This window comes from Streptomyces sp. NEAU-W12 (assembly GCF_026242095.1).
Taxonomy (GTDB): domain Bacteria; phylum Actinomycetota; class Actinomycetes; order Streptomycetales; family Streptomycetaceae; genus Streptomyces.
Map to the genome: position 1 here is coordinate 74,121 of NZ_JAPJDM010000028.1, position 21,125 is coordinate 95,245.

A 21,125-nucleotide genomic window follows, 5' to 3' on the forward strand; every position below is an offset into this window, starting at 1 on the left:
GGACATGCCGGGCACCGGTCCCTCGGCCACCTCGAAGGCCGCGTCGAAGGCCACACCAAAGGCCGGGTCAAAGGCCGCCTCGAAGGGCACGCGGCGGACGCGGGACGCGGTGGGGGCGCAGGGCGGCCGGGGGCACGGCCCCGGCCGCCGCCGGCGGGAGTTCACCACCCGCCGCGGTCTGCTCATCGCCGGGTTCATGGCACCGGCGGCCGTGTTCGTGGCGGTCTTCATCTACTACCCGATGGTCGCGGGCAGTCAGATGGCCTTCCGGAACTGGAACCTGACGGACCTGACCGACACCTCGTGGGTCGGCCTGAAGAACTTCCGGGACGTCTTCGCCGACCCCGCGTGGGCCACGGTGCTGGACAACACGCTGGTGTGGGTGGTCGGTTCGATCGTGCCGCAGCTGGTGATCGGCTTCGCGATCGCGCTGTGGCTGCGCCGCCGGTTCCCCTTCCGCGGCCTCTACCAGGCGTTGATCTTCTTCCCCTGGGCGATCTCCGGATTCCTCATCGGCATCCTGTTCCGCTGGATGTTCAACAGCGAGTTCGGCGTCGTCAACGACCTGCTGCAGAAGGCGGGACTGATCGACGAGCCGATCGCCTGGCTGGCCGATCCGCAGACCGCGATGACCGCCGTACTGGTCGCCAACATCTGGTACGGGGTGACCTTCTTCGCGATCATGATCCTGGCCGCGCTGCAGTCGATCCCCGACGAGCTGTACGAGGCGGCGGCCCTGGACGGCGCCGGCAAGGCGCGCACACTCTTCCGGATCACCATTCCGTACATCCGCACGACACTGGCGCTCACCGTGCTGCTGCGGGTCATCTGGATCTTCAACTTCCCCGACCTGATCTTCGGCATGACCGGGGGCGGGCCGAACAACGAGACGCACATCGTGACCACCTGGATGATCAAGATCACCCAGCAGGGCGACTACGGCAAGGCGTCCGCGATCGGCCTCCTGGTGGTCGCCGTACTCCTGGTCTTCGCGGTGTTCTTCCTGCTGGCGACTCGGGAGAAGCAGGCGTCCGGGAGAGCGAACAGCCGCCGGGGCGCCAAGGGCCATGGTGCTGGAAAGCGAGGGGTGAAGGCGTGATCGGTAAGGAAACCACGGCCGGCCGGGCCACCAAGTTCGCCTTCCTGGGGCTGTGGCTGGTCTTCTCCCTCTTCCCGCTCTACTGGATCGCCGTCACGTCCCTCAAGGACCCCGGCACGATCTTCTCCTTCCCGATCGCCTACTGGCCCGAGCAGTTCTCGCTGGAGAACTACCAAGGGCTGTTCGGCAAGGCCGACTTCGGGACGTACCTCGTCAACAGCCTCGTCGTCGCGACCGTCGCGGGGGTGGTGGCCACGGCGATCTCGACGCTGTCGGCGTACGTCCTGGCCCGCTTCGAGTTCCGCAGCAGGTCGGCGCTGCTGATGGCGGCCCTGGTCACCCAGATGATCCCGTCCTTCATCGCGCTGGGCCCGCTGTACCTGCTCATGACCGATCTGCGGCTGGTCGACCACCGCTTCGGGCTCGTCCTCGTCTACATCGCGGTGTGCGTGCCGTTCTGCACGGTGATGCTCCGCGGCTTCTTCGAGAACATCCCGGACGCGCTGGAGGAGGCCGCGATGATCGACGGCCTGTCACGGTTCGGGGCGCTGGTCAGGGTCCTGCTGCCGGTGATGCGCCCCGGGATCGTGGCCGCGTTCATCTTCAACTTCGTCAACTGCTGGAACGAGCTGTTCCTCTCGGTGACGCTGATGAACAGCGACGCCAACAAGACGGTCCCGACGGCGCTCAACGGCTTCATCTCCAGCTTCAACATCGACTGGGGCTCGATGTCCGCGGCGGCCGTCCTCACCATCCTCCCCACCATGGTCCTCTTCGCCTTCGCCAGCCGGCACATCGTCCAGGGCCTCACCTCGGGCGCGGTCAAGGGCTGAACGGCCGGGCCGGGCGACGGGAGGGCGCGGCCCCGGATCCGGCGGCGCGCTCCTCGCCCGCCGGGCGAGCCGGTACGCGTCGGCCTCCCGCACGAGTTCCTGAGCACGAACCCGGTGCAACGCGAAGCGCATGCCGTTCCTCCCTGTTCCTGACGCCGGGCCCTTTGCCCTGCCCCCCGAGGCTGCGGCCTCACCCGACGTGAAGGTCAACCACCGGTGTCCGCACCGCCGGGGCCGTCGCCGTGTGAGGCGTCGCCGCACGGGCGCAAGGCGACCGACATCTCCCTGCCGCTGACCGTCCTCAGGAACTGTGGCCTGCTGATGCTCGAACCGGACGCCTTCCGTGCGAACCGCGCCGCCTACCGCATCGCCGAACCGCTGATCGCGTTCCACCATGCCGTGGTACGTCCCCAGGCGGCGCTGCTGAGCCGCCGCCGACGCGCCGCGCAGGTCTGGGGACACAGCCGGAGCGCCTTCCTGAGCAAGGTGGTGGGCCCGCACTTCGAGCAGCTGGGCCGGCCATGGGCCGAAGGGCACGCGGCCCCCGAGACGTTCGGCGGCATGCCGATCCAGGTCTCGGCCGGCACCGTCGCCGACCCCGACCCCGACCCCGACAGCCGTACGAGCCTGGAGGCCGACGTCGTCGTCCACGGCGCGATCGGCCAGGACCAGGGCATTCTCCTGTCGGTCGGTGAGGTCACGTGGCAGAAGGTCATGGACCTCGGCCACCTCGAACGCCTCCGCCGCATCCTCCACCTGCTCGACGCAAGGGGCGTGGACACCACCCACGCCACCCCTGCCTGCTACAGCGGCGTCGGCTTCTCCCCGGAACTGCGCGAGGCCGCGGCGCGGGGCGAGGTCCCGCTCGTGGACCCGGAGCGGCTGTACCGCGGCTCGTGGCGTCCGGCCCGAGGGGCGGGACGACAAAAGGCAAGGAACGTGTCCGCTCCCTGCCTCTTTCAACGTATAGCGCACCGGGGGGCTTGCGGCAAGGCCCCGGTCGTGCCGCAGAATCGTCGCCCTGGGTCGGAACCTGTGCAAATCGGGGATTCACGTCATGTGTGTCCCTTCGTGCGGGTATGGGCCTCTTCGTTCGTCCGGGGTGGGGGTTTTCATGACTGACGTGATCGTGGTCGGCGGCGGGCCGACCGGGCTGATGCTGGCCGCCGAACTGCGGCTGCGGGGTGTGCGGGTGGTCGTGCTGGAGAAGGAGGCCGAGCCGACAGGGCACGCCCGTGCGCTCGGGCTGCACGCGCGCAGTGTCGAGGTGATGGACCAGCGCGGTCTGCTGGAGCGGTTCCTCGCTCGGGGCAGGCAGTACGCGGTCGGTGGTTTCTTCGCCGCCATCGACAAGGGGTGGCCCGAACGGCTGGACACCGCGCACGCGTACGTCCTCGGCATTCCGCAGCCGGTCACCGAGCGCCTGCTGACCGAGCACGCCGTCGGGCTCGGTGCCGGGATCCGGCGCGGCTGTGAACTGGCCGGGCTGAGCCAGGACGAGGACGGGGTGAGCGCCGAACTGGCGGACGGCACACGGCTGCGCTCGCGTTACCTCGTCGGCTGCGACGGCGGCCGCAGCACCGTGCGCAAGCTGCTCGGCGTCGGCTTCCCCGGCGAGCCGAGCCGGGTCGAGACGCTGCTGGGCGAGGTGGAGCTGGACGTGGCGCCGGAAACGCTGGCCGCCGTGGTGGCCGAGGTCCGCAGGACCCAGTTCCGGTTCGGCGTCATCCCCGAGGGGGACGGGGTGTACCGCGTCATCGTGCCCGCCGAGGGCGTGACCGAGGACCGTACGGTCCCGCCCACCCTCGACGAGCTCAAGCAGCAGCTGCGGGCGTACGCCGGCACCGACTTCGGCGTGCACTCACCGCGCCGCATCTCCCGCTTCGGCGACGCCACCCGCCTCGCCGACCGCTACCGGACCGGCCGGGTGCTGCTGGCCGGCGACGCGGCGCACATCCACCCGCCGACCGGCGGCCAGGGCCTCAACCTCGGCATCCAGGACGCCTTCAACCTCGGCTGGAAACTCGCCGCCGAGGTGGGCGGCCGGGCGCCGGAAGGGCTGCTGGACAGTTACGAGGCCGAACGGCGCCCGGTGGCCGCCGACGTGCTGGACAACACCCGCGCGCAGATGCTCCTGCTGTCCCCCGGGCCGGGGCCCCGGTCGGTGCGCAGGCTGCTGTCGGAGCTGATGGACTTCGAGAACGTGAACCGGTACCTCATCGAGAAGATCACCGCGATCGGGGTCCGCTACGACCTCGGCGAGGGGCACGACCTGCTCGGCCGGCGGCTGCGGGACGTGGGGCTGAAGCGGGGACGCCTGTACGAGCTGATGCACGCCGGCCGCGGACTGCTGCTCGACCAGACCGGAGGCCTGCTCTCGGTGGAGGGCTGGGCCGACCGGGTCGACCACGTCGTCGACGTCAGCGAGGAACTCGACGACGTACCCGCGCTCCTGCTCCGGCCGGACGGACACGTGGCATGGGTCGGCGACGACCAGGAGGACCTGCTCGCCCACCTGCCCAGGTGGTTCGGCGCCGCCACGGGCCCGTCCCGGTGAAGGCGCGCCAGGCCGAGTCCGTGACCAGCAGCGGCTGATGGGGAGCGGGACGCGGCGCGGCCCGGTGTCCCGGCCGAACGGGGCGGTCGCGTCCCGCGTCGTGGTGCAGGGATCGACCGTTGCACAGTCCGGTACGAGGTCCCTGGTGGTCTCCGTGGAGGCGGCAGCCCACAACCCACGAGGCGCCACGCCGAGAGGAGCCGGACTCCCGAACCGGCGAAGCCGTCGTCCCCGGCCTGCGGATTCCGGCGCCCCGACCGGCTGCACCACCCGGCGGGGCGCCGTTGTCAAAGCATCGCGCGCCCTGCGCTGCTTCGCGCTCGGCAGCGGACCCGCCGAGGAGCTCGAACAGGACCTTGGTCGCGTGCTCCTCCTCCACAGCCCCTCAGTCGAGACAGAACTCGTTGCCCTCGACGTCCTGCATCACGATGCACGACTCGTCGAAGCCGTCGGCACGCAGCAGTCGCACCCGCACCGCGCCGAGCGCGACCAGCCGTGCGCATTCGGCCTCGAGTGCGGCGAGGCGTTCCTCGCCCACGAGCCCGGTGCCGACCCGCACGTCGAGATGAAGCCGGTTCTTGACGGCCTTGCCCTCGGGAACGCGCTGGAAGAACAGTCGCGGTCCCACCCCCGAGGGATCGACGCAGGCGAACGCCGAACCCTGACGCCCGGGCGGTAGCGAGTGGTCGAAGTCGTCCCACGTGGCAAAGCCCTTCGGCGGCGGCGGTACGACGTACCCCAACACCTCGCACCAGAAACGAGCGACGCGCTCGGGTTCCGCGCAGTCGAAGGTGACTTGGAACTGCCTGATCGATGCCATCGGACCACCGTAGTGGCGCGTGCCGTTCACCAGAACACGGAAACCCCCGCACCGGCAGCCCTGCTGCCTCGAACGCCACCAGGACCACATCCGCCAACGGCCGCCGACACCCGCCCTCGTCGTCCCGCCACCCGACCTCGAACCGGTCCACGGCCGACAGCGGAGGACGGCGTCGATGGTAGGGGCGACGCGTCCCTTGGCAGGACCCACGGTGGGGGGCCCTTTCTTTCGGGGTGGTGACGTGGGCGACTTCAGGGCCTGCCGGACCGTGGCGTGGCTGACGCGGTGACGCCTCGCCAGGTGAGAAACCGGCAGCCGCTCGGCTTGAGCGTCCCTTCGGACCGCGGCGAAGAGCGCGGGCTTGTCCGCGCTCTTGGCGACGCTGCGCTTGGGCTCATCAGGTTCCGTACGTTTCTGCCGCACCAGATCGGACAGCGCCCGTTCCAGTGTGTGAGCTGTCCCGAGTTTCGTAGAGTCCGCGGATCTTGTTTCAGGCGGACTGCGGGGTGGCGTCCTGTTGTCGCCACCAGTCGCGTTCGTACTCGGCAGGCGGGACGTAGCCGAGGGCGGAGTGGAGCCGTTCCTCGTTGTACCAGGTGACCCACTGGAAGATTGCCCGCTCGACCTGGTCGAAGTCCTTATGCGTCGTCTTCCCGCTGAGAGATCATGCGAGCGTGACGACTTGGATCCGCACCTACGACGACGAGAGCGAAATCTGGTCGTACTTCGAACTCGACGACGAGGAATGGGCGCTACGGCACGTCGACCTGCAAGGGCTTCAGCGCCGGCCCGTGACCGCAGCCTCGCTGGCGGAGGTCATTGAGATCCGTGACCGCGGTGACCTCGCAGCCATGGCCTCCTACGAGCGGCAGTACGGCGTCCTCGCGGAAGGCACCCTGCACGGCTGGCGAGAAGCGGACGGCGTTGCCGAGGTTGCCCGCCAAGAATTCGAGTCGACGTGGGCTGCTGCGCGAGAGACCCTCGACGCGAATCGCATCGAGGAGACGAGTTGATCACGGAGTACCAGCAGAAGCTGCGCGAGCGCTATCTCGCCGCCCCCGTCCTGCCGGCCCCGGAGCCGTGGCAGCCGGTGCTGGACCGCAGGACGCCCATCGGGGGCCTCCTCGGCATCGGATTCACCGTCCATCCCGACAGCGGCCACGACCTCGTCATGGTCGTGTCCAGCGACGGCCATGGAGTCTTCAACGCGGTCACCGGCGAGAAGATCGCTCGCGACAGGGATCCTGACCCCGAAACGAGTACCCCCGACGCCCACCCGGACCTCACCTGCCCCGGGCCCGGCCCGATCGCAGGCGCCCCGGTGCGCATCGCCGGGCTCTTCGGCGGCGGCCTGCACAGCACCACACCGGACGGCTGGGCCCTGGATATCGTGAGCCCCGAGTGGCCCCACGACCGCGTCATCCTCTCCGCCGACGGCGGGCCCCATAAAGGCCCGGCGGGAGGGACGTGGTGGCACATCTTCCACTCCGAGTACTCAGAACTCCGCGCAGCCGGATTCTCGCCCTCCGGCCTGACCCTCGCGGTCGCCACCAGCAGCGACCTCACTCTCTGGAACCGGCCCGAACTCCACTTTGACGACTGAGCGGACACCGGAGCAGCACACGAGAGGACGGAGATGGATCGGGCGGAACTCGTCGGGATGCTGGGCGACCAGACCGCGGCCTGCGAACCCGCCAGAACGGCGCTTCTCGACGGAGGCGACTTCGTCGTATGGGACGACAGCGTTCCCAGTCAGCAGCTTGCCGGCATCTATGCGGCTCGTCTCCGACGGGCGAGGAAGCGAGGTACTGAGACTCTCGCCTTGCCGTCCACCGTCGGCATCCTCACCCGGCTCGAAGCGGCTCAGGTCAGGATCGGCTGCGTCTTCTCGCCGGACCGGACGTGGGCCTTCATGCTCTTCCTCGCCCATGACGCCGGCCCAGTCCTCGCCTGCACGGGAGTCCGCCAAGCCGAGCGGTGACAGTTATCCCGCTCAAGTGACAACCATCGTGCTCAGTCACATGTCCGTGCTTCATGGCGTGGCGCACTATTGCAAGCGCCTGCTTGCAATAGTTAGCGGAGTGGGGCAGGGTGGAGGCATGGCATCACTCAACGTCGGCAATCTCGGTGACTATCTGCGGGAGCAGCGGCGCAACGCGCAGTTGTCGCTGCGGCAGCTCGCCGATGCCGCCGGGGTGTCCAATCCCTATCTGAGCCAGATCGAGCGCGGGCTGCGCAAGCCGAGCGCGGAGGTGCTGCAGCAGGTCGCCAAGGCGCTGCGGATCTCCGCCGAGACGCTGTACGTGCGCGCCGGCATCCTCGACGCCGAGCGGAACCGCGACGACGTGGAGACACGGGCCGTCATCCTCGCCGACCTCGCCCTGACCGAGCGTCAGAAGCAGGTACTGCTCCAGATCTACGAGTCCTTCCGCAAGGAGAACGGGTTTGTGGGTCCCGAGGAGGGTGGGACGACGGGGGATGCCGGTGGAGCCGGTGCCGCTCGGGGAGCCGAGGTCCGGGAGGTTCCGGACGTCGCGGAGGCCTCGGACGGTTCCGTGGGTGGTGCCGGGATACGGCGAGGGCGTCAGGGCGGTGGCGGCGCGTCCGCCGGGCGCCGGGCTCCCTCCACCCGCAAGGGCGGTACGTCCGCCGAGCGCCGCCCCCGTACGGCCGGCGGCAGTGACACCGATCCGCAGCAGACGGCCGACTGAGCCGGACCAGGGCACCGGCCGCCGCCGCGGATCATCCAGACCCTCAGCCGAAAACGAATCCGGGAGGACCCCCACCATGGCCATCACCGACGACCTGCGCAAGACCTTCAGCCACCCGACCCCCCTCTACTTCGCCGCCGGCACCGCCGACCTCGCTCTGCAGCAGGCCAAGAAGGTGCCGGGGCTGGTGGAGCAGATCCGCGCCGAGGCTCCTTCGCGCATCGAGGCCGTCCGCCAGACCGACCCGAAGGCCGTCCAGGAGAAGGCGACCATCAGGGTCAAGGAGACGCAGGAGACCGTCCAGACCAAGGTCGGCGAGTTCTTCGGCTCGCTCGACACCGACCTGAAGAAGTTCGGCGAGACCGCTCAGGACCTCGCCCTGCGCGGCGTCGGCGTCGCCGCCGAGTACGCCGTCAGGGCCCGGGAGACCTACGAGAAGGTCGCCGAGCACGGCGAGCAGACCGTGCGGACCTGGCGCGGCGAGGCCGCCGAGGGCATCGAGGACATCGCCGTCGCCGTCGAGCCGAAGAGCGAGCCCAAGCCGAAGCTCGAGGCCGTCGAGACCGTCGAGGTCACGGACGACAAGGACGCCAAGGGCGCCAGGGGCGAGAAGACCGTCCCGGCTCCCTCCGCGTCCGCCGAGACGAAGAAGCCCGCCGCCAAGAAGGCCCCGGTGAGCAAGCCCACGGCCAAGAAGACGACGCCGCCCGCCAAGTAGGCGCGAGCGGAGCCGCAGCGGTGAGCCGTGGATGAACCCGAACGGGCCGGGCACTCTTGTGGTGTCCGGCCCGTTCCACGGATAGCCGGCCGGCGGTTGTGGGTACGGTGAACCGCGTAAGAACGAGCCGAATCGGGTGGTGGACGTTGTGCTGATGCAGGGCTTCGCTGGGTTCATGTGGCTGCTGAGCGTGGCCCTGATCGTGTTCAGCGGCTTCGCGCTGATCGACGCGGCCACCCGCCGCGAGGACGCCTACCGCGCGGCGGACAAGAAGACCAAGCCGTTCTGGCTGATCATCCTCGGGCTCGCCTTCGTGGTGAACCTGATCTTCAACATCCTGTCGTTCCTGCCGATCATCGGGCTGATCGCGACCATCGTCTACATGGTCGACGTCCGTCCCGCCCTGCGCGGCCTCTCCGGCGGCGGGCGCAGCCGGAAGGGCTCCAGCAGCGACGGCCCGTACGGTCCGTACAACGGCGGGCGGTAGGACGGAAGCGGGCAGGGAGCAGCGGCTTCACTGCGGCTGCGGCTACAGCTGTGGCTACGGTTACGGCTGTGGCTGTGGCTGTGGTTACGGCTGGGGCTGGGGCTGCAGCTGGGGTACCCGGTCCAGGAGGAGGACCGCCACGTCGTCGGTCAGCTCGCCGCCGTTGAGGTCGCGGGCCTCGTCGACCGCCGCCTGGAGCAGTTCCTCGCCGCGCAGGCCGTCGGTGAGCCGACGGCTGACCATGCCGACCATGCCGTCCTGGCCGAGCCGTTCCCCGGTGTCGCCGACGCGGCCCTCGATGAGGCCGTCGGTGTAGAGCATCAGGCTCCACTCGGCGCCCAGTCCCACCTGCGTACGCGGCCAGTGGGCGCCGGACAGCAGTCCGAGTGCGGGGCCGTTGTCGTCGTACGGCAGCAGTCGCGCGGGGTGTCCCGGGCGGGCGAGCAGCGGTGACGGATGGCCGGCCAGCCACAGGCCCGCCTCCCGGCCGTCGGGGGAGATGTCCACCGCGCAGAGCGTCGCGAAGATCTCGTCGTCCGCGCGTTCGTGTTCCAGCACCTGCTGCAGCGTGCCCAGCAGCTCGTCCCCGTACAGGCCGGCGAGCGTCAGCGCGCGCCAGGCGATCCGCAGCTCCACGCCGAGGGCGGCCTCGTCCGGGCCGTGGCCGCAGACGTCGCCGATCATGGCGTGCACGGTTCCGTCCGGGGTGCGGACGACGTCGTAGAAGTCGCCGCCGAGCAGGGCGCGGGAGCGCCCCGGACGGTAGCGGGCGGCGAAGTGGAGCGGGGAGCCGGCCAGGAGCGGCGTCGGCAGCAGTCCGCGTTCCAGCCGGCGGTTCTCCCGGGCGTGCAGCCTGCCCTCGGCGAGCCGGCGCTCGGCCGAGTCGGAGCGCTTCCGCTCCACCGCGTACCGGATCGCCCTGCTCAGCAGCCGGCCGTCCAGCTCGTCGCGGAAGAGGTAGTCCTGGGCGCCCACGCGTACCGCCTCGGCGCCCCGCTCGGCGTCGCCGGACGCGGTCAGCGCGAGAACGGCGTGCCGGGGTGCGAGCTCCAGCACGTGCTTGAGCACGGCGAGCTCGTCGTGGGCGTCCTCGCCGCCGGTGTTGCCGTCACCGTTGCCGCCGCCGTGTGCCGGCCGGCCACCGGGTGCGGACAGGGCGAGGTCCAGGAGGATGCAGTGGACGTCGTCGGTCAGCAACCGCTCGGCCTCGGTGAGGTTGCGGGCGGTGCGGACGCGGATCGGCCTGCCGCTCCGGTCGAGCAGGGCGGGCACGATCGGCGAGCCTGCCGGGTCGTCCTCGATCAGCAGCAGGGTGAGGTGGGTGGGGGCGGTCGTGGTCGCCCCGGCGCTGTCCGGTGTGATCCTGGTCCTGGCCTTCTCCGTGTGGTTCTCGGTGTCGGTACCGGTGTCGGTGTTGGTTTCGGTTTCGGTGCGGACGGTGGCGCTGTCCGCGGTGTCCTCCGCGGGGCGCGGGGCCGCCGTGGTCCCGGCCTCCGGGGCGCCGTCGGCGGGGCCGCCGTTCATGGGCGCGGCGTGCGCCTGACCGCTTTCCGCGGCCGGGAGCGTTCTCTGCCGCGGTATGGGTACGGGCATCGTTCCGGGTTCCTTCCCTCCCCCCGAGGGTGTGGTGGGGGTGCGGGATCTCGGCCCGTCCCCCGTGCTCACGAACTGCCCGCGAGCAGGGGTGCCCCTTTCCAGCGGGGACGATAGCGGGTGCCGGCGCCGCAGCGGAATGGCGTGGAGCACGCCGTTCCGCCACCCGCCAGTGTCATATGCCGCGTTATAGGCGGCATTTGGACAGGCTCACGGATGCAGCCCGGATGACGAACGTCACGTCCACGGGGGTTCGGCCGGGCCGATTGCGTGGACTGGGTCACATGGCGCAGGTCACGGGGGTGTTGGGCGGTCGGGCGGTCGGGCGGTCGGCCCGGGGCGGTCGGGTGGTCCGGGGCGGTCGGTCCGGGGCGGTCGGTCCGGGGTGGGGGTCGGGGACGGGGTGGGCGGGCCCGTGTCGCTCAGTCCGCGTCCCCGTCTCCGCTTGTGCTCCCGCCGCCGGCCCCGCCGTCGTCCCCGCCCGGGCGTACCACCCCGAGGACCGGCATCGAACCGGCACCGGCGGTCGTCACCGTCCGTCCCGGGCGCGGGGCGTGCACCATGGAGCCGTCGCCGATGTACATGCCGACATGGCTGGCGTCGTCCCAGTAGATGATGAGGTCGCCCGGCCGCATCTCCTCGACGGCCACGCGCGGCAGCTGCCGCCACTGCTCCTGCGAGGTGCGCGGGATTCCCTGCCCGGCGGACGTCCACGCCCGCGAGGTCAGCCCCGAGCAGTCGTACGCCTTCGGGCCCTCGGCACCCCACACGTACGGCTTGCCGATCTGCGCGGTGGCGTACGCGACGGCCTTCTCGCCCTGCCCGGTCGCCTCGGCCGCGGCGCCGTCGAGGGCGCCGGACTTCAGCCAGGCGTCCTGGGCCCTTTGGGCGGCCCGACGTTCCAGTTCGGCCAGGCGCTCCTTCTCGTCCTGCTCCAGCTCGGACTCGACCTTCTCGGCCGCCGCGATCCGCTTCTCGATCTTCCTCTGCGCCCTGGCCTTCGCCCTGCGCCCCGTCTCCAGCTTCCGCCACTGGGCCTCGGCGTCGTGTGCGTACTGCTCCAGGTCCTCCTGGGTACGCCTCATCTCACCGAGCAGGCCCCTGGCCGCCTGCTGGCCCTGACGGATCCGGCCCGCGCCGACGAGGAAGTCCTGCGGGGTGTCGCTCAGCACCAGATGGGCCTCGGGCGGGAGCCCGCCGCCGCGGTACTGGGAAGCGGCCGACGCGCCCGCGCGGGCCTTCAGGTCGTCCAGCTTCTCCTGGCCCCTGACGATCTTCTCGGCCAGCTCGGCGATCCCGGCGGACTGCTGCTCCGCCTTCTCCTCGGCGGCGTTGTACTCCTCGGTGGCGACGGCCGCCGCGCGGTAGAGCGTGTCGAGCTTCCCGCGTACGGCTTCGAGATCCTTGGACGGGGCCGCGTCGGGTGCCGCCTCGGGTGCCGCGCCCGGATCAATGTCCGGGTTCGCTCCGGCGCTCGCGCCCGTGCCCGCGCCCGTGCCCGTGCCCGGGCCCGTGCCCGTGCTCGGACCGGGGGGCGGCGGGGGAGCGGGGGCCGCGAACGCCGTGCCCGGTGCCCCCAGCACGGTGATGGCGCAGACCACGGCCACCGCCGTCGCCGTCAGAGTGAGCCTGCCCGTCCTCATGGCCCCGCCCCCAAACTGATCAACCGTCAGTGACATCCCGTCGTCGGGGGGATGCTGCCATGCCGGTCCGTGAAGTGACCAGAGGTGACACTCCCCGTCTCCCTCCCCCTCGTCATGACGATCGCCCCACTGGTGCGACGCACGACTCACGCGGGCCGTTTTCGGCGCCGGTTCCGGCGCAGGGGGGCGTCGGAGCGCCGTCTCACGCCCGAGGGGCCAGGGCCTCCCACCGCACCGTGACTTCGCCCTGCCGCCACCGCGCCGGGCCGTCCGTCACCGGCCAGTCGGCCGCGAGATCCCGCACCGTGCGGATCCAGCGCTGGCGGGCGCCGTACGAGGCGTAGGGCGCCGCTGCCGCCCAGGCGCGGTCGAAGTCGCGCAGGAAGGCGTGCACCGGCTCGCCGGGGACGTTGCGGTGGATGAGCGCCTTCGGCAGGCGCTCCGCCAGGTCGGAGGGGCGTTCCAGGGAGCCGAGGCGGGTCGCGAACGTGACCGTGCGCGGCCCCTCGGGGCCGAGGGCGACCCATACGTGCCGCCGGCCGATCTCGTCACAGGTCCCCTCGACCAGCAGTCCCCCGCGCGAGCCCCGTTCCGGGGCGGCCGGGGCGAGCCGCCCGCACAGCCGCTGCCAGACGGCGGCGACCTCGGCCTCGTCGTACTGGCGCAGGACGTTCGCCGCGCGGACCAGCGTCGGCCGGCCGGGGAGCGGGATCTCGAAGCCGCCGTGCCGGAAGGACAGCCCTTCCCGCTCGTAGGGACGGGCCGCCGCGACCCGGGCCGGTTCGATCTCGACGCCCACCACGTGCGCGCGGGGGGCCACGGTGCGCAGGCGGTGCAGCAGCTCGACCGCCGTCCAGGGGGCGGCGCCGTAGCCGAGGTCGACGGCGAGGGAGGTCTCCGCGCGGCGCAGTTCGGCGCCGTGCGTGGCCGCGATCCAGCGGTCCATGCGGCGCAGGCGGTTCGGGTTGGTCGTTCCGCGTGTCACCGCGCCCACGAGGGTGGTCCTCCCCCTCATGGGGTCCCCTTGCTCATGGGGGCCCTCCCGCTCGAGCCGAGTCGAGGGTGGGGGAGGGGGGTGGCGCGGGCGGTCATGCGTACGAGGGTATGCGGGTGCCCAGGACGGGTCCGAACCGGCACCGAGCGGGCCCGAGGGAGCCGCGACGGGAGCCGCTGTCCGCGTGCCGGGCCCCTTTCCACCACGCACCTCACGCTCGAACGGTTGAGCGATATCAGGTAATGATCCGGCAAAAAACCGATCCGGGGAGGCCGTCCGGAAATGGGAGCGACTCCCCCGGTGTTGGGGAGCTGGAGGGCTCCGCACGCCCTCGCACGCCATGCCCGCAGCGAGGAGGACCGGCACGTGAGCCAGTACATGGCCAGGCTCGGGCGGCGTTCCCCCGCCACACCCCCGCGGCTGCGCCTGCACCGCCGCCCCCGCCGTGTGGCGATGCTCTCCGTGCACACCTCCCCGCTCCACCAGCCGGGCACCGGCGACGCCGGCGGCATGAACGTCTACATCGTGGAGCTCGCCCAGCGCCTCGCCGCGATCAACATCGAGGTCGAGATCTTCACGCGCGCGACCGCCGCCGCCCTCCCGCCCACCGTCGACCTGGCGCCCGGTGTCCTCGTCCGGCACGTCGACGCCGGCCCCTACGAGGGCCTCGCCAAGGAGGAGCTGCCGGCCCAGCTGTGCGCCTTCACGCACGGTGTGATGCAGGCGTGGGCCGGCCACCGTCCCGGCCACTACGACCTGGTCCACTCCCACTACTGGCTCTCCGGCCACGTCGGCTGGCTCGCCGCCCAGCGCTGGGGCGTTCCCCTGGTGCACGCCATGCACACCATGGCCAAGGTCAAGAACGCCAACCTCGCCGTCGGCGACACCCCCGAACCGGCCGCCCGCGTCATCGGCGAGACCCAGATCGTCGCCGCCGCGGACCGGCTGATCGCCAACACCGCCGAGGAGGCGGACGAACTCGTCCGGCACTACGCGGCCGGGCGGGACAAGGTCGCCGTCGTCCACCCCGGCGTCAACCTCTCCCGGTTCCGCCCCGCCGACGGAAGGGCCGCGGCCCGCGCCCGCCTCGGTCTGCCCCAGGACGCCCTGATCCCGCTCTTCGCGGGCCGCATCCAGCCCCTCAAGGCTCCGGACGTGCTGCTCCGCGCGGTGGCCGTCCTGCTCGGCGAGCGTCCCGAGCTGCGCTCGAAGATCTGCGTCCCCGTCGTCGGCGGTCCCAGCGGAAGCGGCCTCGCCAAGCCCGAGGGACTGCAGAAACTCGCCGCCCGCCTGGGCATCGCCGACGTCGTGCGGTTCTGCCCGCCGGTCGGGCAGGAGCAGCTCGCCGACTGGTTCCGGGCCGCGTCCGTCCTCGTCATGCCGTCCTACAGCGAGTCCTTCGGTCTGGTCGCCATAGAGGCGCAGGCGGCCGGCACGCCGGTGCTCGCGGCCTCGGTCGGCGGACTGCCGGTGGCCGTACGGGACGGGGACACCGGTTTCCTCGTCCAGGGCCACGACCCGCGCGCGTACGCGCGCGTGCTGCGCGAGTTCGCCGACGCGCCGCACCTCGCCGACCGGATGGGCGACGCCGCCGCCCGGCACGCCCTGTCCTTCGGCTGGGACAGGTCGGCCGCCGCCACGGCCGACGTCTACACGGCCGCGACGCAGGAGCACCGCCGTCACGTACGCTCGCACCATGGCTGACAGGGCGGCGGAGGCGGAGCAGGGGGCGGCCCGGGTCGTCGAGGGCGTGCTGAAGGACGCCGAGCTCGACTGGGAGAGTCCCGCGCCCGGCACGTACGTCGTGAAGCTGCCCGGCGCCCGCAAGCTGTCCACGACGGTCTCCCTCATCGTCGGCCGCCACTCGCTCTCCCTCAACGCCTTCGTCGTCCGGCACCCCGACGAGAACGAGGCCGCCGTCCACCGCTGGCTTCTGGAGCGCAACCTCAAGCTGTACGGCGTGAGTTACGCCGTGGACCCGCTCGGCGACATCTACGTCACCGGGCGTTTCCCGCTGGCCGCCGTCACCCCCGACGAGGTCGACCGGCTGCTGGGCCAGGTCCTGGAGGCCGCCGACGGCAGCTTCAACACCCTCCTGGAGCTCGGGTTCGCCACCGCGATCCGCAAGGAGCACGCCTGGCGGGTCTCGCGCGGCGAATCGACCCGGAACCTCGACGCGTTCGCCCGGCTGATCGAGCGGTCCCCGGAGAAGTGACGACGGTGCAGGTCACCGCAGGGGTTCCGAACGTACATACGGGATCGGGCTGTTAGTCTGCCGCGATCCGGGTCCCGTAGGTCGGGGCCCCTGCGTAAAAGAGGATGTGCATGCGCACAGGCAGATCCGCGGTCGTGGCCGCGCTCACGGGAGCGCTCGCCCTCGGGGTGTTCACCGCCCCGCCCGCGCACGCGGCCGACACCGGCGTCACGGTGACGGACATGGTCGTGAACAAGGGCAAGCCCATCGTCGTGGGCATTTCCGAGGAGAAGAACCCCGGCGTCAGCTTCCGCATGACCTGGCCCGCGGGCCACACCTCCAGTGACATCACCGCCTTCCCGTACCTGTACCACGACACCACGGCCGCCAAGGCCCGGGACAAGGGCGGCATCTACACGGGCTTCGTCACCTACTACGACGACACCCCCCGCGCGGCCGACGTCGAGGGCGAGCTCTACATCGATCCCCCCTGGACCCTGGACTCCAACAACGACGCCACCACGTGGAAGATCGCTGTCAACGTCCGCCTCTGGACCCCCGACGACAGGCTCAAGGCCGAGGAGAACCTGACCGGTCTCGGCACGGTCCAGGTCAAGCGCGCCGCGCGGGCCACGGTCAACGCCTCGCCGGAGCCGGTCGTCAAGAACAAGGCGCTCACCGTGACGGGCAAGCTGACGCGCGCCGACTGGGTCAGGCACGCGTACGTCGGCTACGGCTCCAAGCTGGCCAAACTGCAGTTCCGCAAGGCGGGCACCAGCACCTACACGACGGTCAAGACCGTGCGGGCGAACTCCACGGGATACCTGAAGACCACGGTGACGGCCACCACCGACGGCTACTGGCGCTGGACGTTCGGCCAGACGTCCACCACGGGCGGGGCCACGGCGGCGGGTGACTACGTCGACGTGAAGTGACGTGACGCGGCGGTACAGCCGCCGTCCGTCCGGCCGTCCGGGGCCGGTGACCCGCTCTCCCAGGGGTTGCCGGCCCCGGTGCGGTAACGGCCCGGCGGGACGCCGACCAGTTTCCGGAAATGCCGCGTGAGATGGGCCTGGTCGTAGAAACCGGTGGCCACCGCGACCTCGCTCGGTGACCGCCCTCCGAGCAGCAGCCGACGGGCCCGGCCCACCCGGCGGGACATCAGGTACTGGTGCGGGGCGATGCCGTAGGCGCCGCTGAACGCCCGTACGAGATGGGCGGGATGCGCGGACAGCAGCCCCGCGGCCTCCGCCAGGCCGAGACCCTCCACGACCCGCTCGTCGAGCAACTCCCGCAGCCGACGCGCGAGGACGGGATCCCGCCGCGGCTCCGGTGCGCCGGCCCGGGACCGCAGATGGGCCCGCAGCCGCTCCCCGACGAGTGTCAGCCTGCTCTCCGCCTCGAACTCGTCACCGGGCCCCGACAACGCCGCGTGCACCTGCCCCACGCGCTGCCGCAGCAGCGGATCACGCAGGTCGGGACGGTCCACGGCGGCCCCGATCAGCTCGTCCCCGAGGTGCGTCCCGTCGAGGTACAGCACCCGCTTGCGGAAGCCGTCCGGGGTCGCGGAGGCGCCGTTGTGCGCAACGTGCGGCGGCAGCAGGGACACGGTGCCGTGCGGGGTGCCGTGCTCGTGCCGGTCCAGGTCGTACCGCACGGCGCCGTCGTCGACGACGAGGAGCGTCCAGGCGTCGTGGACGTGCATCGGATAGGCGTACCCGGTGAAGCGGGCGTGGAACACCTCGACGACCCCCGGGACACGGGGGCGCCAGGCGGAGACGGTCCGCTCGGGACGATCCGCGCGCGCTGCGACCATGCAAACAACGTACAAGACGGGGACGTACGCCGATCGGCAGTCTCAGGGCATGAGCACTCGCTTCGACACGAAGATCGCCGTCCTGCTGCGCGAGGACCTGGAAACCTGGCAGCGCCTCAACGTCACCGCGTTCCTGGTCAGCGGCCTGGGCAGCCAGGTTCCCGAACTGATCGGCGAGCCCTACGAAGACGCGGACGGCGTGGCCTACCTGCCGATGTTCCGCCAGCCGGTGCTGGTCTTCGAGGGCACCGAGGAAACCCTGACGGCCGCCCACACGCGTGTGCTGTCCCGCGCCCTGCCGCGCGCGCTGTTCACCGGCGACCTGTTCGCCACGGGCCACGACGACGCCAACCGCGCGGCGGTACGGGCGGTCCCGACGGCGGACCTGGACCTGGTCGGCCTGGCCGTCCACGGCCCGAGGAACGCGGTCGACAAGATCCTCAAGGGAGCCCGCATGCACCCGTGAGAACGCGGAAGAACCCGTGAGAACGCGGGAAACCCGTGGGAGGCGACGAGGCCGGCTGGGTGGCGATGGCCGATCCCGACGGCAACGAGTTCCGTGTGCTGACGCGCAGGTAGCGCGGCAACGGACTTCGGTCAGGACAGGCCCCGTTCGAGGAGGTGGGCTTCGAGGTCGGCGATGCGTTTCTCGGTGGACCGGAGGCTGGAGCGGGCGTCCTCAAGCCGCTCTTGGAGCTTGCGGTGCTCCTGGGCGAGCTGGTGGACGCGGTGTCTGAGGGCGGTGTTCTCGGTGGTCAGTTGCCGGGCGGACTCGCCGGGGGCCATCTGGTCGAGGTCGCGGAACTGTCCCCCGAGGTCGCCGATCCGCTGCCGCTGGGCGAAGACCTCCTTCTGGGTGCGGGTCGGCCCGGTCCCGGCGTTCAGGGCCCGCTCCCGCCAGGACGCCTCGATCTGGTCGTGCTTCGTGCTGTTCCTGTCCGGGACGGTCATGCCGGCTGCGGTCAGCAGGCCTCTGCAGGCGGCTCGGGGAGGCAGCTCCATACACCCGGCCCCGGCCCTCCCGCACCGGATGAACCCGACGAGAGGGCCCGCGGAGGAGGACTTCGCGGCGGTGGGGGAGTGGCTGAGGCACATCAGGCCATGTCCGTGACGGTGACGGTGACGCCAGCGACCGGTACGGCGAAGGCGGCCGCAGAGGTGTGGTCTGCGGCCGCCCGGGAGCCGACTGGCCGGTGATGCCGGTGATGCCGGTGGGTCGGCTGTGCGCCGGTCGTGGGTCAGTCGCGGCCGAAGATCTTCTTGCTGGAGCCGAGGCGCAGGAAGACGGTCTCGCCGGAGGCGTCGTCCAGGGCGTCGTTGTCGGTCACGGCGTAGACGTGGCCGTCACCGCCGACGGTCAGGCCCTCGAGCTTCTCCTGCGTCCAGCCGTTCGTGGACCTCAGGTCGGGCAGGACGTCGTGGGCGAGCTTCTTGCGCAGGACGGGCAGCTTGTCCGACGGCGCGGCCGATTTCGGCAGGTCGACGGTGTAGACGCGCTTGACCTTCGCGGCGGGGCCGTTCAGTTTGTCCCGCTCGACGACGGCGAGCCTGTCGCCGACCGCGGTGATCTCGGAGAGGCCGATCCAGTCGCCGGGAGTGGTGGTGGCGCCGAGGCGGTAGCCGTACCAGCTCCAGGTGCCGGCCGCGACGTCGTACCGGCCGAGGCGGACGGTCCCGGACGGGTCGCCCGCGACCTCGCGCTGCAGCGCGGCCCAGACGATCTCGCGGCCGTGGCGGTCGGTGGTGGCGGTGACGCCTTCGAAGCCCTGGCTCCCGAGACCCTCGGCGACAGCCGCAGGGAGGGTGACGACCTGCCGGGTGACACCGGAACGGTCCAGCCGGACCAGCTTGTTGCCGGCGCCGTTCCTGCCCTCGACGGCAAGCCAGTAGCCGCCCTGCGGCCGCGCGAAGACGCCCTCGGCGTCGTAGCCGACGGGCTGTCCCTCGGCGTCCTTGACGGTCAGCTCACCGGTGATCAGCGCCGGCTGCCCCTCGGGCTTCCTGGACCCCGGCCTGGCCCCCTGCCCCGTGTCGACGGTCAGGATGCGGGTGGGCGTGTACGCCGCGTCGGTCACGCTGACCAGCCGGTCCCGCGTGCCGGGCACGGCGGACAGTGCGCCCAGGGCGCCCCAGCCGATCGGCGCGCCGGTGGAGTCGGACGCCGAGACGATGCTCGGGAACGCCGGGGTGCCCTTGCCGAGGCGGAACAGGCTCACCGAGGCCCGGACGCCGGCCGAGGCGTCGTCCACCTCGCTGGAGACCGCGAGCAGACCGCGCCCGGGGATCGGCAGCAGACCCTCGGGGCCGTTGGTGGCGGGCAGCATCTGGCGGAAGACGGGGGAGGCCGGCCGGCTGACGTCGTACACGGCGACGAAGTTGCTCCGCTCCGAGCCGACGAAGGCGTAGCGCACCCCGTTGTACTCGGCGACGGCCAGGCCCTCGGGCTCGGTGCCCTTCTTCCCGGCCCGGCCCCCGTTGTGCAGCCCGTACCGCACGGCGAGCCGTTCGAAGGTGTTGCCCGCGTCCCAGGCCACCTTGCCGGTGCGGCTGTCGAAGACGGTCCAGCCGCGGGAACCGCCGCGCCAGTCGCCCTCGTTGGCGGTCGCGAAGTAACGGTCGTCGATCCAGTTCAGCGCGTCGGGCTCGCGCGGTACGCCGGTGATCGAGCCGGTGAGGTCGATCGTGCCGTCGTCGGCCGTGTCGATGCCGTGGACCGACACGGTGCCGGCGCCGAACGCCTTGGTGACCTTGCCCGTCGGCAGGTCCACCAGGACGATGCCGTTGTTCTCCTGCAGGGTCACCGCGAGCTGGTTGCGGCCGTTGACGGAGACGTACTCCGGCTCCGGGTCGGTCGGTTCGGTGATCTTGGCCGCGACGAGCTCGGGCAGCGCGCTGCCGTCCTTCCGGGTCAGCGGCACGGGCCGGACCCGCCACTTCGCCGGCGACGTGCCCCGGAGATCGACGATCTGCACGAAACCGGCGGGGAGCTGGGGCAGGTCGCCCTCCTCGCCGCCGGGCGGGGTCGCCTCCTCGTCGCGCTCGTTCTCCATCGCGATGGCGGCGTACCGCCCGTCCGCGCTGATCGCGACGGAGTCGGGTTGGCCGCCGAGGTCGTGGCTCGCCACCCGCTTGCGGTCGCGCAGCGAGATCACGTCGAGCCGGCCGGACGGGTCGGTGAAGGAGGCGCTGGTGTTCACCACCACCAGGACGTACTGGCCGACCACGGACACCGAGGTCGGCTCGTCCTCGGCGTCGCCGAGCTCGGACAGCGACAGCGTGCCGAGTCCGCGCGGGCGGTCGGCGCGGCTGATGTCGAGGAAGCCGATCCGCTTGCCCGCGGCGTCGGTGTAGACGAGCGTGCGGCCGTCCTCGCTGGTGTCCGAGATCTCGGCGACGGTCTCGGCGGCGGGGTCCTCCCCGGCCGGCCGGTTCTGGAAGACCGGGTAGGTGGCGGTCCGTTCGAAGGCCACCGCCCGGTGACGCTCATGAGCCCCGCGCTCCGCGGCCTTGTGGTCCACAGCCCTGTGGTCCGCGGCCTTGTGGTCCGCGCTCGCCACGCCCGTGCCGGCCAGGGTGCCGGCGACGACGACAAGGGCCGCGAGAGCGGCGTTGGTTCTCTTGGAGGGCATCTTCTCTCCGTTGCAGTCCGGCTTCTTGGCC

The 21,125-nt window shown here is 71.5% G+C and carries 21 protein-coding genes and 1 pseudogene; 14 read left to right on the top strand and 8 right to left on the bottom strand.

Annotated elements, in window-relative coordinates:
* Nucleotides 1-4 precede the first annotated feature (4 nt).
* From ORI94_RS29375 to rox, 4 genes are all read left to right on the top strand, one after another.
* Nucleotides 5-1,099: a carbohydrate ABC transporter permease gene (locus tag ORI94_RS29375; protein WP_266081306.1), complete on the top strand. Its 1,095-nt coding sequence runs from the start codon at nt 5-7 to the stop codon at nt 1,097-1,099.
* Nucleotides 1,096-1,932 carry a carbohydrate ABC transporter permease gene (locus ORI94_RS29380; protein WP_266081308.1) on the top strand — a complete coding sequence of 279 codons (837 nt, stop codon included), beginning with the start codon at nt 1,096-1,098 and terminating at the stop codon, nt 1,930-1,932. The genes ORI94_RS29375 and ORI94_RS29380 overlap by 4 nt, the downstream gene beginning before the upstream one ends.
* A 216-nt stretch (nt 1,933-2,148) precedes the next feature.
* Nucleotides 2,149-3,054 (top strand): hypothetical protein, encoded by a 906-nt coding sequence (locus tag ORI94_RS29385; protein WP_266081310.1) that lies wholly within the window; start codon nt 2,149-2,151, stop codon nt 3,052-3,054.
* A complete protein-coding gene (rox, locus tag ORI94_RS29390; RefSeq protein WP_266081312.1) occupies nt 3,047-4,489 on the top strand; it encodes a rifampin monooxygenase in 1,443 nt (480 codons plus the stop codon). The genes ORI94_RS29385 and rox overlap by 8 nt, the downstream gene beginning before the upstream one ends.
* Before the next feature lie 385 nt (nt 4,490-4,874).
* On the opposite strand, the gene ORI94_RS29395 is transcribed toward rox, so the two are convergent.
* Nucleotides 4,875-5,309, bottom strand: coding sequence for a VOC family protein (locus tag ORI94_RS29395; RefSeq protein WP_266081314.1), 435 nt, complete (start codon nt 5,307-5,309; stop codon nt 4,875-4,877).
* Between the two features lie 490 nt (nt 5,310-5,799).
* A pseudogene (locus ORI94_RS29400) lies at nt 5,800-5,946 on the bottom strand (integrase core domain-containing protein); the annotation flags it as partial.
* A 37-nt stretch (nt 5,947-5,983) separates the two neighbouring features.
* On the opposite strand from ORI94_RS29400, the gene ORI94_RS29405 reads away from it, so the two are divergent.
* From ORI94_RS29405 to ORI94_RS29430, 6 genes are all read left to right on the top strand, one after another.
* Nucleotides 5,984-6,322 (top strand): hypothetical protein, encoded by a 339-nt coding sequence (locus tag ORI94_RS29405; protein WP_266081316.1) that lies wholly within the window; start codon nt 5,984-5,986, stop codon nt 6,320-6,322.
* On the top strand, nt 6,319-6,912 hold the full coding sequence (locus ORI94_RS29410; protein WP_266081318.1) for a hypothetical protein: 594 nt from the start codon (nt 6,319-6,321) through the stop codon (nt 6,910-6,912). The genes ORI94_RS29405 and ORI94_RS29410 overlap by 4 nt, the downstream gene beginning before the upstream one ends.
* Before the next feature lie 219 nt (nt 6,913-7,131).
* Nucleotides 7,132-7,290 carry a hypothetical protein gene (locus ORI94_RS29415; protein ID WP_266081320.1) on the top strand — a complete coding sequence of 53 codons (159 nt, stop codon included), beginning with the start codon at nt 7,132-7,134 and terminating at the stop codon, nt 7,288-7,290.
* A 118-nt stretch (nt 7,291-7,408) separates the two neighbouring features.
* Nucleotides 7,409-8,020 carry a helix-turn-helix domain-containing protein gene (locus tag ORI94_RS29420; RefSeq protein ID WP_266081322.1) on the top strand — a complete coding sequence of 204 codons (612 nt, stop codon included), beginning with the start codon at nt 7,409-7,411 and terminating at the stop codon, nt 8,018-8,020.
* A gap of 76 nt (nt 8,021-8,096) precedes the next feature.
* Nucleotides 8,097-8,738 carry a hypothetical protein gene (locus tag ORI94_RS29425; protein WP_266081324.1) on the top strand — a complete coding sequence of 214 codons (642 nt, stop codon included), beginning with the start codon at nt 8,097-8,099 and terminating at the stop codon, nt 8,736-8,738.
* A gap of 154 nt (nt 8,739-8,892) precedes the next feature.
* Nucleotides 8,893-9,225: a DUF2516 family protein gene (locus tag ORI94_RS29430; RefSeq protein ID WP_176726109.1), complete on the top strand. Its 333-nt coding sequence runs from the start codon at nt 8,893-8,895 to the stop codon at nt 9,223-9,225.
* Nucleotides 9,226-9,309: 84 nt separating this feature from the next.
* Here ORI94_RS29430 and ORI94_RS29435 read toward each other — a convergent pair whose 3' ends face one another.
* From ORI94_RS29435 to ORI94_RS29445, 3 genes are all read right to left on the bottom strand, one after another.
* A complete protein-coding gene (locus tag ORI94_RS29435; RefSeq protein ID WP_266081327.1) occupies nt 9,310-10,818 on the bottom strand; it encodes a PP2C family protein-serine/threonine phosphatase in 1,509 nt (502 codons plus the stop codon).
* 422 nt (nt 10,819-11,240) lie between these two features.
* Nucleotides 11,241-12,461 carry a C40 family peptidase gene (locus ORI94_RS29440; RefSeq protein ID WP_266081329.1) on the bottom strand — a complete coding sequence of 407 codons (1,221 nt, stop codon included), beginning with the start codon at nt 12,459-12,461 and terminating at the stop codon, nt 11,241-11,243.
* 202 nt (nt 12,462-12,663) lie between these two features.
* Nucleotides 12,664-13,455 carry a class I SAM-dependent methyltransferase gene (locus ORI94_RS29445; RefSeq protein WP_266081365.1) on the bottom strand — a complete coding sequence of 264 codons (792 nt, stop codon included), beginning with the start codon at nt 13,453-13,455 and terminating at the stop codon, nt 12,664-12,666.
* Between the two features lie 366 nt (nt 13,456-13,821).
* On the opposite strand from ORI94_RS29445, the gene mshA reads away from it, so the two are divergent.
* The 3 genes from mshA to ORI94_RS29460 all read left to right on the top strand — a co-directional run bounded on the left by mshA (nt 13,822) and on the right by ORI94_RS29460 (nt 16,584).
* The gene (gene mshA / locus ORI94_RS29450; RefSeq protein WP_266081331.1) at nt 13,822-15,159 is read left to right on the top strand and encodes a D-inositol-3-phosphate glycosyltransferase; all 1,338 of its coding nucleotides are present in this window, start codon (nt 13,822-13,824) and stop codon (nt 15,157-15,159) included.
* Entirely contained in the window at nt 15,152-15,670 is a 519-nt protein-coding gene (locus ORI94_RS29455; RefSeq protein ID WP_266081332.1) for a YbjN domain-containing protein, read from the top strand. The genes mshA and ORI94_RS29455 overlap by 8 nt, the downstream gene beginning before the upstream one ends.
* A 110-nt stretch (nt 15,671-15,780) precedes the next feature.
* Complete coding sequence (locus tag ORI94_RS29460; protein WP_266081334.1) at nt 15,781-16,584, top strand: hypothetical protein; 804 nt, start codon at nt 15,781-15,783, stop codon at nt 16,582-16,584.
* Here ORI94_RS29460 and ORI94_RS29465 read toward each other — a convergent pair.
* Nucleotides 16,566-17,465 (bottom strand): helix-turn-helix domain-containing protein, encoded by a 900-nt coding sequence (locus ORI94_RS29465; protein WP_266081336.1) that lies wholly within the window; start codon nt 17,463-17,465, stop codon nt 16,566-16,568. The genes ORI94_RS29460 and ORI94_RS29465 overlap by 19 nt on opposite strands.
* Before the next feature lie 49 nt (nt 17,466-17,514).
* Here ORI94_RS29465 and ORI94_RS29470 point away from each other — a divergent pair, with 49 nt between their 5' ends.
* Complete coding sequence (locus ORI94_RS29470; RefSeq protein WP_266081338.1) at nt 17,515-17,931, top strand: DUF2000 domain-containing protein; 417 nt, start codon at nt 17,515-17,517, stop codon at nt 17,929-17,931.
* 131 nt (nt 17,932-18,062) lie between these two features.
* Here the strand turns inward: ORI94_RS29470 and ORI94_RS29475 are convergent, their stop codons facing one another.
* Both ORI94_RS29475 and ORI94_RS29480 read right to left on the bottom strand, forming a co-directional pair.
* Entirely contained in the window at nt 18,063-18,416 is a 354-nt protein-coding gene (locus ORI94_RS29475) for a hypothetical protein (RefSeq protein WP_266081340.1), read from the bottom strand.
* A 287-nt stretch (nt 18,417-18,703) separates the two neighbouring features.
* Entirely contained in the window at nt 18,704-21,094 is a 2,391-nt protein-coding gene (locus ORI94_RS29480) for an esterase-like activity of phytase family protein (RefSeq protein WP_266081342.1), read from the bottom strand.
* Between the last annotated feature and the right edge of the window lie 31 nt (nt 21,095-21,125).

Bases quoted from the DNA above. Each gene is read 5' to 3' on its own strand.
- ORI94_RS29425 (WP_266081324.1), top strand. From the start codon at position 8,097: ATGGCCATCACCGACGACCTGCGCAAGACCTTCAGCCACCCGACCCCC.
- ORI94_RS29460 (WP_266081334.1), top strand. From the start codon at position 15,781: ATGCGCACAGGCAGATCCGCGGTCGTGGCCGCGCTCACGGGAGCGCTC.
- rox (WP_266081312.1), top strand. From the start codon at position 3,047: ATGACTGACGTGATCGTGGTCGGCGGCGGGCCGACCGGGCTGATGCTG.
- ORI94_RS29440 (WP_266081329.1), bottom strand. From the start codon at position 12,461: ATGAGGACGGGCAGGCTCACTCTGACGGCGACGGCGGTGGCCGTGGTC.
- ORI94_RS29470 (WP_266081338.1), top strand. From the start codon at position 17,515: ATGAGCACTCGCTTCGACACGAAGATCGCCGTCCTGCTGCGCGAGGAC.
- ORI94_RS29420 (WP_266081322.1), top strand. From the start codon at position 7,409: ATGGCATCACTCAACGTCGGCAATCTCGGTGACTATCTGCGGGAGCAG.
- ORI94_RS29375 (WP_266081306.1), top strand. From the start codon at position 5: ATGCCGGGCACCGGTCCCTCGGCCACCTCGAAGGCCGCGTCGAAGGCC.
- ORI94_RS29465 (WP_266081336.1), bottom strand. From the start codon at position 17,465: ATGGTCGCAGCGCGCGCGGATCGTCCCGAGCGGACCGTCTCCGCCTGG.
- ORI94_RS29435 (WP_266081327.1), bottom strand. From the start codon at position 10,818: ATGCCCGTACCCATACCGCGGCAGAGAACGCTCCCGGCCGCGGAAAGC.
- ORI94_RS29480 (WP_266081342.1), bottom strand. From the start codon at position 21,094: ATGCCCTCCAAGAGAACCAACGCCGCTCTCGCGGCCCTTGTCGTCGTC.
- ORI94_RS29455 (WP_266081332.1), top strand. From the start codon at position 15,152: ATGGCTGACAGGGCGGCGGAGGCGGAGCAGGGGGCGGCCCGGGTCGTC.
- ORI94_RS29395 (WP_266081314.1), bottom strand. From the start codon at position 5,309: ATGGCATCGATCAGGCAGTTCCAAGTCACCTTCGACTGCGCGGAACCC.
- ORI94_RS29475 (WP_266081340.1), bottom strand. From the start codon at position 18,416: ATGACCGTCCCGGACAGGAACAGCACGAAGCACGACCAGATCGAGGCG.
- ORI94_RS29430 (WP_176726109.1), top strand. From the start codon at position 8,893: ATGCAGGGCTTCGCTGGGTTCATGTGGCTGCTGAGCGTGGCCCTGATC.